Origin of the sequence: Streptomyces sp. NPDC058000 (assembly GCF_042886435.1) — a bacterium.
Taxonomy (GTDB): domain Bacteria; phylum Actinomycetota; class Actinomycetes; order Streptomycetales; family Streptomycetaceae; genus Streptomyces.
The window spans coordinates 210,549-225,199 of sequence record NZ_JBHVQS010000005.1 but is presented as its reverse complement, the minus strand read 5'-3'; the positions used below and the strand labels follow the sequence as shown (position 1 = coordinate 225,199).

The following is a 14,651-nucleotide window of genomic DNA, read 5'->3' as shown; positions in this document are numbered from 1 at the left end:
CGAGCCGTTCAGGAGATGTTCTGCTCGATGGCGGCGATGTAGCGCTTGATCGAGTGGTCCCGGACTCCGTCCGTGGCGGGCGCGAAGGCGTCTGCGGTCAGCCCCTTGGCCCGGTCGGCCAGACTGCCCAGCAGGCCCATGGAGTCGTGCAGCCTGCCGTCGGAGTCGATGTACTTCAACGCCTCGACGTGGGTGAAGGCGGGCTCCGGCGGCAGCTGCGGAACGATGTCGTTGTTGTTGACGAAGCGGTACATGCGGTGTGTGAAGCCCTTGTTGTACGCGGCCGCCAGGAGGCGGTCGCAGGTCCGGGGCTGCCCGTAGGTGTACACGCCGTCCGCCTGGAGCCGCGGCTCCTCCAGGTACATCCGCGCACCGGCGAGCATGGCGAGCGCGCCGCCCAGGCTGTGGCCGGTGAACCACACCGACTGGTTGTTGGTGCGCAACTCGGCCAGGGTGTCCTTGACTTCAGGGAAGATCGACTGGAGGGCCTCGGCGAAGCCGTAGTGGACGTAGCCGGTCTTGGCCGGGCCCGGGCGTGGGGGAGTGCTGGCGTCGGACAGCCAGTCACGGATCTGCGCCGGCTCCGTGCCGCGGAAGGCAGTGATGATCATGTGGTCGCTGGCGGCCGTGTACGCCTGGGTGTCCTCCAGCGGGAACGGCGGAGTGAACCGCGTCTGATGGTGACGCACCTGGTCGAAGCCCCAGGAGCGGGCCTCGGACTCGATCGTGGCCTCGTCCTTGTAAGCCAGATCGGATGCCTGAGCCAGCCAGTAGGCCAGGGGAAGGCTGTATCCGGTGGTCGCATGGTGATCGATCGCGGTCGGTGCGGACATGCGGGCTCCTTTCGCTCTGCGCTGCGCTCGCGCCGTGCCGGGCGGATCGCCCGGTGCGAGGTCGCTCCCTTCGTAAGGGCAGACGACCGGCCGGCAGCCCTCGCCGCGCCCGTAGTCCCCCGAACGGCGGGCCGAGGGGAGGGGCCGAGGGGAGGGGAGACGGCAGGGGCGACCGCCCGGTCCGCACGGGGGTCCCGGACGGGCGAACGGCGGATGCCGCACGGCCGGCGCCGACGCACGCCGGCCTTTCGGGGACCGACCGAGTCGGAACAGGCACGACCTTGGTGACGACCGGACCTAGCGGGTGTCGCCCGCTCGCTTCGGTGCCGGGTGCAGGATCAGGGGGAGGAAGACGTCGTCGACGATGTCCGTGATGGCGTCGTCCCCGACCGGGGCCCCGAAGAGCAGGAATTCGTTGCGCAGCAGGTCGGTGGCGACCGTGGCGCGCCGGGAATCCAGGATCCAGGCTTCGATCTCGCCGCGTTCGGCGGCGCGTTCCAGGATGACGCGCAGGGTCGCCGGGCCGACGGTGTGGACGCTTTCCCGGACCAGCGTGGCGAAGTCGGGGTCGCGGGTCATCTCGGCCAGGAGGCCGCGCAGGATGCCGCCGAGCGGGCTGGCCACCTTGGCGGCGATCTGCTGCATCAGGGCGATCACGTCCGTACGCAGGGCGCCGGTGTCGGGCTGGTTGATCTCGGCGAGACCGGCCAACCGGCAGGCGTCCACGACGAGTTCGGCGCGGTTGGACCAGCGTCGGTAGAGGGCGGCCTTGCCGGTGCGGGCCCGGGTGGCCACCCGTTCCATCGTCAGTGCGGCGTATCCGGTCTCGCTGAGCTCCTCCAGGGTTGCCATCAGGATGGCGTTCTCCAGCTCCGCGCCGCGGCGGCGGGGGCCTTTGCGGTGGTCAGCGGCGGGGGCGGCGGTGGGATCGGCGTTGGGTGACAGCGTGACTCCTGAAGATGTCCGGTAGAGGCCGTTGCGTTCTCTATGGGGTCAGTCTATTCTCCAAATTAGAGAACATGGCGTTCTTTAACGGTGAGAGATTCCGATTCGGAGTGGACCGATGACCGATACCGCCACACCGCCCCAGACCACGGACGCACCCGCCTTCCCGAACGACCGGACCTGTCCCTACCAGTTACCCGAGGGCTACGCCAAGCTGCGGGACACCCCCGGACCACTGCACCGGGTGACCCTCTACGACGGCCGCCAGGTGTGGGTGGTGACCAAGCACGAGGCGGCGCGCAAGCTGCTCGCCGACCCGCGCCTGTCCTCCAATCGCGCCGACGACAATTTCCCCGCCACCTCACCGCGCATCCAGGTGATCCGGGACAGTCGCCAGGCATTCATCGGAATGGACCCGCCCGAGCACGGCACCAAGCGACGGATGACGATCAGTGAGTTCACCGTCAAGCGGATCAAGGGCATGCGCCCCGAGGTCGAGCAGATCGTGCACGGCTTCCTCGACGAGATGCTCGCCGCGGGCCCGACCGCCGATCTGGTGAGCCAGTTCGCACTGCCGGTGCCGTCCATGGTGATCTGCCGACTGCTCGGTGTGCCCTACGCCGACCACGACTTCTTCCAGGATGCGAGCAAGCGACTGGTACAGGCGCCGGACGCGGAGAGCGCGGCCGGCGCTCGCGATGACCTCGCGCGCTACATGGACGGCCTCATCACCCAGTTCCAGGCCGAGCCCGGTCCGGGGCTCGTCGGCAGTCTGGTCGCCAACCAACTGGCCAACGGCGAGATCGACCGCGAGGAACTGGGCTCCACCGCGATGCTGTTGCTCATCGCAGGCCACGAGACCACGGCCTCGATGACCTCGCTCAGCGTGATCACTCTGCTGGAACACCCCGACCAGTACGCCGCCCTGCGCGCCGACCGCAGTCTCATTCCCGATGCGGTCGAGGAACTGCTCCGCTACCTCGCGATCGCCGATATCGCCGGTGGCCGCGTGGCCAAGGCCGACATCGAGATCGAGGGGCAGCTCATCCGGGCCGGCGACGGCGTGATCGTCTCCAACTCCATAGCCAACCGGGACGGCACGGTGTACGAGGACCCGGACATGCTCGACGTCCGCCGCTCCGCGCGCCACCACCTCTCCTTCGGCTTCGGCGTGCACCAGTGCCTGGGGCAGAACCTCGCCCGCCTGGAGCTGGAGGTCATCCTCAACGCACTGTTCGACCGCGTTCCGACACTGCGACTGGCCGTACCGGCCGAGCAGTTGGTGCTGCGGCCGGGCACCACGATCCAGGGCGTCAACGAGCTCCCGGTCACCTGGTGACGCGGGAAAGGGGGAACGGAATGACCATGCGGGTGAGCGCCGATCGAACGGTCTGCGTAGGTGCCGGATTGTGTGCACTGACCGCTCCCGGCGTCTTCGACCAGGATGACGACGGGATCGTCACGGTGTTGGAGACCGACCCGGCCGCCGACGCCCGGGCCGCGGCGCGCGAGGCCGGCCACCTCTGCCCGTCCGGCGCCGTCCGCGTCGTCGAGGACGGGGAATAGCCGACCAGGGTGTCCCCTTCCACGGGGAGCGGGTTCGGGCGGGGGCGGTCTTCGCGCTCAACGGGGGCGGAGACCGACCCCGTTCCCCTGCGGGGCACCACTCCACCGCACGAAACGACGCGCGTCAGATCCAGCCCTTCCGCGCCGCGTACAGGGCGAGTTGGAAGCGGGTGGTGGCATCGGCGGCGCGGTTGAGCTGTTCCAGTTGGCGGGAGAGGGTCCGGCGGCTGATGCCGAGTAGTTCGGCGATGGTTTCGTCGGTGACACCGCTGCCGAGCAGTTCCAGGATCCGGCGCTGCACCGGGCGCAGTGCGGGTGGCACCCGTTCGCCGAAGTGCAGCGGATAGGCGGACCGCCAGGATGCCTCGAACAGGCCGGTGAGCGCGCGGAGCAGGCTGGAGGGGTGGACCAGCAGCATCGAGTCGTTCACCTCGGCGTCACCGAACGCCATCGAGACGATGGCCAGCCGCTGGTCGAAGATGCCCAGCTTGACCGGCAGGGACTGCAACACCCGGGCCTGCTCGCCGGCCGCGATGCACGGTCGGATGTTGCAGGCGTAGTAACCGCTGTGCTCCACGGCGGACTTGGAGTACACGATGCGGTAGGACACACCGCGCTCCAGGTTGCGGATCTCGGTCGGGTTGGGCGTGCCACCGGTGTGCCACGGCGGTGCGTCGAAGCGCAGTACCTCGGTGGTCGCGGCGTCCTCCACCTGCATGATGCGCTCCACGATCTGCGGTCCCGGTGACCACTTCGACGAGGTCGTCGGTGGCCTGCGGGTGTACGTGGCGCCGGTAGGTGCGGTAGGCGTCCATCGCGACCAGATGGGCTTGTTGCAGCTCCGCGGTACGGGCGCTGGCGAGGCGGCCCAGGCCGATGGACGGCTCGATCGGGGCGATGCCGGCGCGATCGCGCCCGTGACTCGTGCGTGGCGAAGGAGTTGACCTCCCGGGAAGCTCAGGTTTTCCTGGCGGCCCCTGTGGATTTACCCGGCCTCGGTGGCGAAATGGTCGGCCAACTCCCGGGAGAGCGCCGGGACGTCGACGGGGACGCCGTCGGCGCGTAGTGAGTCGGTGGCGGCGCAGCCGGCGGCCACCGCTTGCCGTGCCGCCACCGGTGAGGTGAGCGTGGGAATGCCGTCGCGGACGAAGTCCACGAATTCGGCCACGAGTCGTGGGTCGGCCCCGCCGTGTCCGCCGTCGTCCGAGGGCACCTCGACCACCAGGTCGGCGTCGGCCCGGTAGCCGCTGCGCCGGCTGTTCCAGACCTTCACCACCGCACCCTCGGTGTCGCCGAAGTTCTCCAGCCGGCCGTGGGTGCCGATGACGGTGTAGTTGCGCCAGTAGTCGGGCGTGAAGTGGCACTGCTGGTAGGTGGCGAAAACGCCGTTGTCCAGCCGCATCGTCATCATCGAGAGGTCCTCGACGTCGACCACGTCGTTCAGGCCGGTCAGGGAGGTGGGCGGCCAGTTGGCCTCCGGATCGAACCATTCGGTCATCGTCCGTTCGCCCTGCCCGCCCCGGGCCGTGATGTCGCCGTAGACGGTGAGCCCGCCCATCGCCTGGGTCCGCGCGGTGTAGCCGCCGGCCAGCCAGTGGATCACGTCGAGGTCGTGCGCACCCTTCTGTAGCAGCAGACCGGTGGTCCTGCGCCGGTCCGCGTGCCAGTCCTTGAAGTAGAAGTCGCCGCCGTGGCCGACGAAGTGACGGCACCAGACCGCCTTGACCTCGCCGATGACGCCCTCGGTGACGAGTTCGCGCAGGGTTCGGACGACCGGCATGTGGCGCATGTTGTGTCCGACGTAGAGCCTGGTGCCGGTACGTCGGGCGGTGGCCAGCACCCGGTCGCACCCCGCCGTGGTGATGGCCAGCGGTTTGTCGACGAACACCGCGACGCCGGCTTCCAGGAAGGCGATGGCCAGCTCCTCGTGGGTGTCGTCCGGGGTCGTCAGGACCACCCCGTCCAGCCCCACGTCGAACAACCGGCGGTGGTCGGCGAACCGGGCCGCTTCCGGATAGCACTCCCGGCTGCGTTCCCGACGGGCCGTGACCGGGTCGCACACCGCCACCACCCGCGCCGGCAAGCCCTGCTCGGCCACGTGCCTGCCGAGCGTTCCGCGCAGGCCGAGACCCACCACGGCGAGCCGCAGGTGTTCCCGAGCGCTGGACTTCCGCCGTGCGTCGGACTTCCGCCGTGCGTCGGGCGCCTGCCGAGCGCCGGACTCATCCCGGGTCTGTGACAACGTCATCAACCTTCCTTCGGGGCGATGCGGTGGGGCGTTTCGTTACGGGCGCGGGAGCGCAACACCACAAGAGCAGCACACCACGGGAGCCGCACGCCACCAGGCCACAACACCTCAAGGGGCCCATGCAGCACACGAGTTGGACCGGACCGCCACTGCCGCCCGAGGACCGCACGCTGTCCCCCTTCACCGGATACGGCCGTGCCCACTGGCTGGCCATCGCCGACCGGCTGCTGACGGACGTGCACCGGTTCGCGTCCCCTTCCGGCGCCCGTATCGTGCTGTCCGGCAGACCCTCCTCGTCGGGCACCGATTCCGACCAACTCGAAGGCTTCGCACGGACGTTCCTGCTGCTGGCCTTCCGCACCGCGGGCTGCGGTGGGGACGCGCCCGCCGGCCTGCTCCAGTCCTACGCCGAGGGCATCGGCGCCGGCACCGACCCGGGGCACCGCGAAGCCTGGCCGGCCCTCGGCCAGGAGTGCCGGCAGACGCTCGTCGAGGCGTGTTCCCTCGCACTCGGTCTGCACCTCACCCGGCCGTGGCTGTGGGACCACCTGCCGGGCGCGGTCCAGGACCGGGTCGTCGGCTGGTTGCAGGGTGCCTGGGGACTGCGGATCCCCGACAACAACTGGCACATGTTCCGGGTGATCGTCGGCGAGTTCCTGGCCGGCGTCGGCGGCGCCCACGACCGCGCCGAAATGGACGCCGACCTGGCGCGCACCGAGGAGTTCTACGTCGGCGACGGCTGGTACCGCGACGGCGGCGACGCCCGCACCGCGGACAACTTCGACCACTACAACGGCTGGGCCCTGCACACCTACCCCCTCCTGTGGGCCTTGATGGCGGGTGAGCGCACGACGGGCCGGGCGGGACGGCTGCCGGTGCTCACGGCGCGGTTGCGGCGGTTCCTGGCGGACTACGCGCTCTTCTTCGGCGCCGACGGAGCCCCCGTGCACCAGGGGCGTTCCTTGATCTACCGGTTCGCGGCGGCCACCGCACCGTGGCTGGGAGCGCTGGTCGACGCCACCCCGCTCACCCCGGGCCAGACCCGGCGGCTGGCCAGCGGTGCGCTGCGACACTTCACCGACCGGGGGTTCCGCGACCGGAACGGGATCGCCACCCTCGGCTGGTACGGGCCGTACCCGCCCCTGGTGCAGGGCTACTCCGGCCCGGCGTCCCCGTACTGGCTCTCCAAGGCATTCCTCGGCCTCCTCCTGCCGGCCGACCACCCGTGCTGGACGCAACCGGAGGAGCCGCTGCCGGTCGAACGGGGCGATCGGATCCAGGCCCTGCCGGTCCCCGGCTTCGTGATCTCGGCGACCCGCGCGGACGGCATCGTCCGGCTCGTCAACCACGGCAGCGACAACTACGCCACGGCCGACCAGGCAACCGGCGACCCGGTACCGGGCGGCGCCGGGATCGGCGCCCACACCCCGGTGCGTGCGGACGGGGATCCGCACTACGCACGGTTCGCCTACTCCACGGCGACCGGCCCGTGCCACGGCACGGACGCCCCGCGCCGCAGCCAGCCGGACAACCACGTCGCCCTCCTCCACCCCGAGCTCGGACCGTCCCGCCGCACCCGCATCCATCGCCTGCGCGTCCAGGACCGCTACGCCGCGTCCTGGCACCAACCACTCTGGCGCGGCCAGGCAGCCACCGACGCCCGGATCGAGACCGCGAGCGTGGTCTGGGGAGGGTACGAACTGCGCGCCCATCTGGTCGACGCACCCCCGCACCTGCCGGTGCGCGACAGCGGCTGGCAGATCGCGGGGGAGCGGCCACCCCGTCTCCGGACCGCCGGGCTCCTGGCGGAAGCGGTCACCGACGACGGCCTGACCAGCACGTTCGTCTCCCTCGCCGGTCACACCGAGGTAGCCGTGGCGACCGCGGAGGGCACCAGCGCCTTCGGCCGCCACACGGCCGTTCCCCATGCCACCGGCCGGCGCACGACCGTACGGACCGTGCACGCCGCCCTGGTCGGCCTCACCGGCCGAGGCGCGGATTCCGCACCGCCGCGGGTACAGTGCGCGGTCGAAGGGACCACCGTCGCCGCTGTCTTCCCCGACGGTACTCGGGTCCTCGTCGCCCTGGGCGCGGAGGCGGCGCAGTCACCGGTCGTGGGCGGGGTGCCGCTGATCGGGCCGGTGCGCTACGCCAGGCTGCCCCCGGAGGGGGAGCCGGTGATCGTCCCTGGATGAGCGTCGAAGCGGAGCCGAGTGGAGCCGCGCACAGCGCACAGATTCGCTCAACAAATGACAAGCATCTGACAAACTGGTTGAAAATGGGGCCCATGTGGGTGAAGGTTCTGGACAAGGATGTTCCGGGATCTGAACGGATGGGCCTGAGTATCGGGTGCGTCTCGGAGTGCGGGCGGCGGATTGCGTGGCCGGTCGACGCCCGTACGATGCCGGGGCTCCATCCCGTCCGCACCTCCCGGAAGGCCACCGCGGAATGCCCGTCTTCAGACGCCGCAAAGGCAGTCGTCCCCGTTTGCTCCCCGAACTCGACGATGCCGCCCTGGGCCGGGTCCGGCGCCGCGTCGAGACCTGTTGGGACCGCGGTTCGCTCGATACGCCTGTCATGGCCCTGATGGCGGAGACGCTCGATGACGCCGGGGAGGACTGGGACCGCAAGGCGCACCGCCTGCGGGTGCTCGCCGGGTCCGCGGGGCGGGCCCTGCCCGGTATCTGGCGGCAGCACAACCCGCGCAACCAGCATGCCCTGCTGCTGCATGCCTGGTCCGACCTGCTGCGAGTGGGGCAGGCGGGGGCCGCCATCGACCTCGATGCCACCCGGGAGACCTGCCGCCTCGCGGCCGAACTGCTGCCCGCCGACCCCACACCCTGGACCGTGTACCTGGCCACGCTCCGCCTGGACCGGAGTCCGTCCGCCGAGCTGGCGGCGATCTGGCGTGAGATCAAGGCCCGTGACCCGTGGAACCGCGAGGCCCACCTCCAGGCCCTGGGCTACCTCTCGCCGGACGAGTGCGGTTCCAGCAGCCAGGTGTTGGAACTGCTCGACGGCGTCCGCTCCGCGATGCCCCCGAACGCCCCCGCGGCCGGCCTGGAACTCACCGCCCTCGTCCGCAACCACCAGCGGACCATGGCCCCCGGCGGGGTGTCGGCCCTCGGCTCGGGCGAGTTCTGGCGTCGCCACGACGCGGTCGCGGCGCTCGACCACGCGGCGCACCACTGGCCGAGCCCGGGGTACCTCGGCCACGCCCAGGCGCTCGCCGACATGAACCTGCTGGCCTACGCGCTGATCAAGGCCGCGCGGCCGGGCGAGGCCGCGATCGCCCTGCGCACCACCGAAGGCATGGCCGCGCCCTGGCCGTGGAACGCGGAGGGCGAGCCACTGGAGCGGTTCTCCCACTACTACACCCGCGCTCGCGAGAGTGAGTGACAGGGGCCCTACCGGGTTGGTCCGCCGAACGAGCACTCCTGCCTGTACCGCGCGCCGGCGCAATCTCTGATGGATCGTCAACTCAGTAGCATCGAACTGGTATTGATGTGCCCTGTGCCGCCGGGCGGCCAGGGCGGCGCCTGTCCGTTGCGGAGGAGTTCGGCGTAGCGGCCGGGTGCGAGCGGGCCGAGGAGGGGCCGGCTGCCGAGGGCCGCCCGGGCGTAGAGGTGGCCGCGTTCGGACACCACCGGTGAGTCGGCAACCAGGTGGTCGGGCTGCCGCTGGATTCGCCACGTACCGCCACCCCGGGCCGGTGCCCTACGATCCCGCCCATGAACCAAAGGTTCGCTGTGACGGTCGCCGTCCTGGCCGTGCTCGCCGCCGCTTCGGGCTGCGCCGGCGGCGAGGTGTCGGCCGCGGGCAGCATGCACTCTGCCTCCCCCGCCGCCTCGTCCGCGCCGTCGGCCCCGCAGCATCAACGATGGACGGGCGCCCGGATGCGTGACGCCCACCCGTTCCGCCACCCGCCGGGGGTCTCCCACACCTCGCCGCCCACCACGGCGAACGCCCGCGTGGGCGCGGTGTTCAGCCACGACGGGACCGGCGACCACTTCTGCACCGGAAGCGTCGTGGACAGTCCCAAGAAGTCCATCGTCATCACCGCGGCACACTGCATCCACGGCGGTAAGGGCGGCAGCTATCAGACCGACCTGGCCTTCGTCCCCGGATACCGCAACGGGCAGGCACCCAACGGTACTTGGATGATCAGCAAGATGATCGTGGACGACCACTGGACACAGTCCTCCGACCCCGCTTTCGACGTGGGCTTCGTCGTCGTCGACAAGCTGGACGGCAAGCGGATCGCCGATGTGTTGGGAGCCAACCGCTTCGGCTACAACGTGGGTTACGCCAACCACGTGAAGATCACCGGCTACCCGGCCAGCGGCGAGGACCCCATCTCGTGCGCCAACAAGACCGTGAAGTTCCAGGCGGACCAGATGAAGGTGGACTGCACCGGATACAGCGGCGGCACCAGCGGCAGTCCCTGGCTGGCCAACTTCGACCGGGCCACCCGCACCGGGGAGGTCGTCGGTGTCATCGGCGGCTATCAGACCGGCGGTGACACCGACGACGTCTCCTACAGCCCTTACTTCAACGACGCCATCAAGTCCCTGTACGACAAGGCCGTCGGCGCGGAGGGCTGATCCGCCGACGGTGGCCGGTGGCCGGGCTCCTGTCGCCGTGCCGTCCGCGCTGCGCAGGTGACCATGCGGGTCGCCTTGGAATCCTTTGAGATTTTGGGTGATTACGGGATCTTGCGCAGGGGAAGCGGCGCATTTCTTTGTGCTTATGGGGGGATGGCCGGCTAGCGGGTAGTGATCCGTTTTCGTTGACATTCGCTCGGCGGGGATGGTTGAGTCGAACGCGCCGGGGAGCCCACCCCGGGTTGCCGAACCGCCGCGGACGTTGGTGCCGTCACTCGATTCCACCGTGTTCACGAGTGTCATGGCCCCCTCCGGCAGGGGTTTCTCCTCTCCTCATTCGGTGACCGCTTCGAAAGTGTTGCGTGCGCCAGCGCACGGGTGAATCGCTACAGGGAACGGTGCGGTCGGTTGCCCGGGGTCTCGTGGCCCCAGGAAAAGGAGCATGGTGTGCCTGAAGCCTGGAAGGACGGCCAGGAAGCCGCCCGGGAAACCGCCTGCGACGGTGCCCGGGAATTCGACAGACCGGCCACCGAAGCGGCGCACCTCGTGGTGTACGGCGGGCGGACGTCATGCCCCCGCGGCCCACTGGCCGTCGAGGTGCCGGGCGACAAATCGGTGAGTCACCGGGCGCTGTTGGCGGCCCTGCTGCCCGGCGCCCCCGCCGCCCTCACCGTACGCAACGCCAACTCGGGTGGCGCCGTACGGGCGTTGCTGCCCGCCCTGCACGCGCTGGGGCTACGGGTGGACGACGACGGTGGTGGCACGCTCGTCGTGCGCCGGGGCGCCGTACCCGTCCCGCAGACGGTTCGTGAACACCCCGGCATCACCACCTGGCCCTCGGGCGTGCCCTATCTGGAGACCGGAGGATCCAGCGCCGCGGCCCGGCTGCTGATCGGGTTGCTGGCCGGGACCGGGACCCGCGCCGTGGTGGACGGTGACGAGGTGCTGCGCCACCGGCCGATGGAGTGGATCGTCGAACCCCTCGCTGAACTCGGCGCCGCAATAGATCACTTGGGAGAACCCGGGCGATTACCCGTGCTGGTGCGCAAACCGGTATGCCGGCCCGGGACGGTGGAACTGTCCGTGGGAAGCGCACAGGCACGGTCAGCGGTGCTCCTCGCCGTGGCCGCGGCGGGGCTCCCCGCCACCGTGCGGCATCCCGTCCGCTCGCGCGACCACACCGAGCGGATGCTCGCCGCCTTCGGCGCCGGGTTGGGCGAGCACGAACGCACGATCACTTGGGACGGCGGACCGTACACCGTCCCGTCCGTCATCGACGTCCCCGCCGACCCCTCACTCGCGGCATATCCCGTGGCGGCCCATCTGATGTGGGGCGACGGCGAGGAGCTGCGCATCCCCGGCGTCTGCCTCAACCCGACCCGGTTGGGATTCTTCGAGGTGCTGCGGCGGGCCGGCGCCGGTATCTCCTACGAGGACGAACGGCGTACCAGCGGCGGTGAACCGACCGGAACGGTGGTGGCCAGGGGCGGACTGGACGGTCTGGAGTCGCTGCGGGTCGACGATCCCGCCGTCCTGCACGCGCTGATCGACGAGGTACCGCTGCTCGCGGCGGTCGCCGCCCTCTTGCCCGGCACGTCAAGGATCGGGTGCGCCGAGGAGCTGCGGTTCAAGGAGACCGACCGGTTGACGACGACGGCGCGCATGGTCGGTGCGTTCGGGGCCCGGGCAGAGGTGGTGGCGGACGGGCTGACGGTACGGGGCGGCGCCGCGCTGCGCGCCGGGACCGTACCCAGCTTCGAGGACCACCGCATCGCCATGGCCGCCGCGACCCTCGCGATGTGCCTCCTTGGGCGCACGACGGTGCACGGCGGCGCCTGCCACCACACGTCATTTCCCGACTTCGCCGATGTGCAACGTGCCGTCGGCGCCCGGATCGTGGAGGACAGCCAGCGATGACCGACTTAGTGACCGACCCGGCGGCCAGTGGACGGGGGAGGAGGGACAGCCGTCCCGGCGCCGTGGAGGCGCGGTCCACCGGCAGCACGCTCGGCCCGGAATTCAGCACCGGCAGCGGCCCCTGGCTCTTCACCGAAGACGGCACCGCCTGGTTCGACGGCACCTCCGGGAGCGGCGCGGCGACCCTCGGCCATCAGCACCCGGACGTCACGGCCGCCGCGGTCGCCCAGCTGAACCGCCTGACCCACACCGGCTGCAAGGTCGGCTCCGACGCCCGTACGCGCATGGTCGAACGGATCGGCGCACTGTCTCCGTACCAGGAGCCCGCGGTGCTGCCCACCGCGACCGGGGCCGAGGCGGTGGAGTCCGCGCTGAAGATCGCCCGGGCCGCCACCGGACACCAGGCGGTGGTGACCTTCCGGCACGGCTACCACGGCAAGACCGCCGGAGCGCTGGCCCTGACCTGGCGCCCGGAGTTCAAGACCTACAGCGGGCCGCAGCCCGACCACGTCGTCACCGCGGAGCTGCCCGACCCTCGCACCGGCGGAACGGCCGACGGTACGGCCCGTTTCGCGGCCGGCCTCTCGACCGCGTTGGACGCCGCCGACCTGCGCGGGGGCACCGCGGCGGTGGTGCTCGAACCGGTCCAGGTGACCGAGGGCGTGCTCCCCGTACCCGCCGTGATCCTCGACGAGATCGCCCGGCAGGCACACGCCAGGGGCGCGCTGCTCGTGCTGGACGAGATCTATACGGGGCTGGGCCGGGCCGGGCGACTGTTCACCGCCGAGCTGATGACCGGGACCCCGGATCTGACACTGCTCGGCAAGACACTGGGCAACGGCTTCCCGGTCGCCGCCGTGGTGGGGGAGCGGGCGGTGCTGGACGCGCTGCCGCCGAGCGTGCAGACCTCCACCTTCTCCGGCCATCCCCTCTCCTGCGCCGCGGCCGTGGCCGTGCTGGACGTCGTCGAGCGGCAGGACGTGGCGGGCCGGGCGCGGGCGCTCGGCGAGCGGCTGCACACCGACCTCTCGGAGCTGGCCACCCGCCACCCGTGGATGCATGCCGTCCGTGCGGTCGGGGCGCTGGCCGCCTTCGACTGCGTACGTGACGGGCGGTTCGACCCCGCACTGGCCAAGGCCGTCACCGGTGCCGCGCTGCGGGGGCGGCTGCTGCTGTTCGGGGGCGGCCCGGAGGGCGCCACGGTCAAGATCGTGCCGCCGGCCCTCCTGGACGAGGCGGATTACCGCTGGCTGACGGAGCGGATCGCGTCGGCGGTGGCACAGGCCGAGGAGTCGGACGGGAGCGGTCGAATATGACGTTCCGGCAACTCGAAAAGGACGTGCTGGAACCGGGGTTGTGCACCGTGTGCGGGGTCTGCCAGCTTGCCTGCCCGGCCGGGGTGATCGGCTTCGACGGGCTGGACCCGGTGCTCACCGCGGAGTCCTGGACCGCCGACGACTGCGCCGGCTGCTCCGACTGCCTCGACGTCTGCCCGGGAGCCGACCCCGGCACCCCGGAGACCGAGGCGCGGCTGTTCGGCCGCACCCGCACCCCGCGGGAACGCTGGATCGGCGTCTTCTCCGAGGTGGTCGCCGGGCACGCCCTGGACCCAGTGGTCTACGAGGCATCCGCCAGCGGCGGCAGCCTGACCGCCCTGCTCCAGACCGCCATGCACCGACTGGGCGTGACGGCGGTGCTCTCGATGGGGCGGGACGAGAAGGAGCCCTGGCGGGCCGCGCCGACCCTGGTACGGGACCCGGACGACCTGGTGGAGACCGCCCAGTCCACCTATCAACTCGCCCCGTATTTGGGGGAGTTGCGTCACCTCATGGTCGAGGAGCCCCAGACCCGGGTCGCCATGTCCGGGGTGGCCTGTCACATCCAGGCAATGCGCAAACTCCAGGCGAGGGACACGGAGGTGGGCCGCTGGGCGCGTGACCAGGTGGTGCTCCTGGTCGAACCCGCCTGTTCCTCAAGTACGCGCCCCGAAGGCACCGCCGCCGTGATCCGCGAGCGCGCGGGCGTCCCGCTGGACTCCGTGGTCCGGCTGCGCTACCGCGAGGGCGCGTACCCCGGCGACATCGCCGTCCGCACGGACGACGGCGCGGACCACCGGGTGGAGTTCTGGCGCGCGGTACGGGACTTCGCCGGGAACAAGACACACCGCTGTCTGTCCTGCGGCGACTGGATGTCCGGGCTGGCCGACATCAGTGTCAGCGACGGCGATCCGAACATCTTCGCCGCGAGCGTGACCGGCGCCGAACAGCCCAAGCACGGAAGGGTGTTCATCCGAACCCAGGCAGGCGCCGAAGCGGTCGCCGCGGCGCGGGAACACGGACTGCTCAGCCATACGCCGGTGGAACTGGCCGGACTCAACCTCGGACTGGAGCGCAAGCGCAACCGGCGGGCGTCCTACGAGCGGTCCGGCAAGCCGGTACCGCTGGGGCCGATTCCCGGGTACCAGGAGGAGCTGGAGATCGTGCCCGACGAGAAGTGGATCGCGGCGCCGGAAGGGGAGGGGGACAGGTGACTGCGGTG

12 protein-coding genes are annotated in these 14,651 nt (G+C 70.9%); 8 read left to right on the top strand and 4 right to left on the bottom strand.

Annotated features, from left to right (window positions below; all coding sequences use genetic code 11):
- Positions 1–8: 8 nt before the first annotated feature.
- Positions 9–833 carry a lipase family protein gene (locus ACFVT2_RS08405; protein WP_390013738.1) on the bottom strand — a complete coding sequence of 275 codons (825 nt, stop codon included), beginning with the start codon at positions 831–833 and terminating at the stop codon, positions 9–11.
- A gap of 297 nt (positions 834–1,130) precedes the next feature.
- A complete protein-coding gene (locus ACFVT2_RS08400) occupies positions 1,131–1,685 on the bottom strand; it encodes a TetR/AcrR family transcriptional regulator (RefSeq protein ID WP_390013735.1) in 555 nt (184 codons plus the stop codon).
- Positions 1,686–1,896: 211 nt separating this feature from the next.
- Between ACFVT2_RS08400 and ACFVT2_RS08395 the strand changes: the two genes are divergently transcribed.
- Positions 1,897–3,117 carry a cytochrome P450 gene (locus ACFVT2_RS08395; protein ID WP_390013732.1) on the top strand — a complete coding sequence of 407 codons (1,221 nt, stop codon included), beginning with the start codon at positions 1,897–1,899 and terminating at the stop codon, positions 3,115–3,117.
- 26 nt (positions 3,118–3,143) lie between these two features.
- Positions 3,144–3,344 (top strand): ferredoxin, encoded by a 201-nt coding sequence (locus tag ACFVT2_RS08390; protein ID WP_390013880.1) that lies wholly within the window; start codon positions 3,144–3,146, stop codon positions 3,342–3,344.
- 124 nt (positions 3,345–3,468) lie between these two features.
- Here the strand turns inward: ACFVT2_RS08390 and ACFVT2_RS08385 are convergent, their stop codons facing one another.
- Positions 3,469–4,062: a helix-turn-helix transcriptional regulator gene (locus ACFVT2_RS08385; RefSeq protein WP_390013729.1), complete on the bottom strand. Its 594-nt coding sequence runs from the start codon at positions 4,060–4,062 to the stop codon at positions 3,469–3,471.
- A 267-nt stretch (positions 4,063–4,329) separates the two neighbouring features.
- Complete coding sequence (locus tag ACFVT2_RS08380; protein WP_390013726.1) at positions 4,330–5,592, bottom strand: Gfo/Idh/MocA family protein; 1,263 nt, start codon at positions 5,590–5,592, stop codon at positions 4,330–4,332.
- A gap of 119 nt (positions 5,593–5,711) precedes the next feature.
- Between ACFVT2_RS08380 and ACFVT2_RS08375 the strand changes: the two genes are divergently transcribed.
- From ACFVT2_RS08375 to ACFVT2_RS08350, 6 genes are all read left to right on the top strand, one after another.
- Positions 5,712–7,787, top strand: coding sequence for a DUF2264 domain-containing protein (locus ACFVT2_RS08375; protein WP_390013723.1), 2,076 nt, complete (start codon positions 5,712–5,714; stop codon positions 7,785–7,787).
- Between the two features lie 253 nt (positions 7,788–8,040).
- The gene (locus ACFVT2_RS08370; RefSeq protein WP_390013720.1) at positions 8,041–8,991 is read left to right on the top strand and encodes a hypothetical protein; all 951 of its coding nucleotides are present in this window, start codon (positions 8,041–8,043) and stop codon (positions 8,989–8,991) included.
- Between the two features lie 332 nt (positions 8,992–9,323).
- Positions 9,324–10,196: a trypsin-like serine peptidase gene (locus ACFVT2_RS08365; RefSeq protein ID WP_390013717.1), complete on the top strand. Its 873-nt coding sequence runs from the start codon at positions 9,324–9,326 to the stop codon at positions 10,194–10,196.
- Between the two features lie 447 nt (positions 10,197–10,643).
- Entirely contained in the window at positions 10,644–12,113 is a 1,470-nt protein-coding gene (locus ACFVT2_RS08360) for a 3-phosphoshikimate 1-carboxyvinyltransferase (RefSeq protein ID WP_390013714.1), read from the top strand.
- Positions 12,110–13,429 (top strand): aspartate aminotransferase family protein, encoded by a 1,320-nt coding sequence (locus ACFVT2_RS08355; RefSeq protein WP_390013711.1) that lies wholly within the window; start codon positions 12,110–12,112, stop codon positions 13,427–13,429. Before ACFVT2_RS08360 ends, ACFVT2_RS08355 begins: the two co-directional genes overlap by 4 nt.
- The gene (locus ACFVT2_RS08350) at positions 13,426–14,643 is read left to right on the top strand and encodes a Coenzyme F420 hydrogenase/dehydrogenase, beta subunit C-terminal domain (RefSeq protein WP_390013708.1); all 1,218 of its coding nucleotides are present in this window, start codon (positions 13,426–13,428) and stop codon (positions 14,641–14,643) included. The genes ACFVT2_RS08355 and ACFVT2_RS08350 overlap by 4 nt, the downstream gene beginning before the upstream one ends.
- The last annotated feature ends 8 nt before the right edge of the window (positions 14,644–14,651 follow it).

What these genes read in the sequence shown, in the direction of transcription:
- ACFVT2_RS08405 (WP_390013738.1), bottom strand. Translation starts at nt 833, where the DNA reads ATGTCCGCACCGACCGCGATCGATCACCATGCGACCACCGGATACAGC.
- ACFVT2_RS08400 (WP_390013735.1), bottom strand. Translation starts at nt 1,685, where the DNA reads ATGGCAACCCTGGAGGAGCTCAGCGAGACCGGATACGCCGCACTGACG.
- ACFVT2_RS08395 (WP_390013732.1), top strand. Translation starts at nt 1,897, where the DNA reads ATGACCGATACCGCCACACCGCCCCAGACCACGGACGCACCCGCCTTC.
- ACFVT2_RS08390 (WP_390013880.1), top strand. Translation starts at nt 3,144, where the DNA reads ATGCGGGTGAGCGCCGATCGAACGGTCTGCGTAGGTGCCGGATTGTGT.
- ACFVT2_RS08385 (WP_390013729.1), bottom strand. Translation starts at nt 4,062, where the DNA reads ATGCAGGTGGAGGACGCCGCGACCACCGAGGTACTGCGCTTCGACGCA.
- ACFVT2_RS08380 (WP_390013726.1), bottom strand. Translation starts at nt 5,592, where the DNA reads ATGACGTTGTCACAGACCCGGGATGAGTCCGGCGCTCGGCAGGCGCCC.
- ACFVT2_RS08375 (WP_390013723.1), top strand. Translation starts at nt 5,712, where the DNA reads ATGCAGCACACGAGTTGGACCGGACCGCCACTGCCGCCCGAGGACCGC.
- ACFVT2_RS08370 (WP_390013720.1), top strand. Translation starts at nt 8,041, where the DNA reads ATGCCCGTCTTCAGACGCCGCAAAGGCAGTCGTCCCCGTTTGCTCCCC.
- ACFVT2_RS08365 (WP_390013717.1), top strand. Translation starts at nt 9,324, where the DNA reads ATGAACCAAAGGTTCGCTGTGACGGTCGCCGTCCTGGCCGTGCTCGCC.
- ACFVT2_RS08355 (WP_390013711.1), top strand. Translation starts at nt 12,110, where the DNA reads ATGACCGACTTAGTGACCGACCCGGCGGCCAGTGGACGGGGGAGGAGG.
- ACFVT2_RS08350 (WP_390013708.1), top strand. Translation starts at nt 13,426, where the DNA reads ATGACGTTCCGGCAACTCGAAAAGGACGTGCTGGAACCGGGGTTGTGC.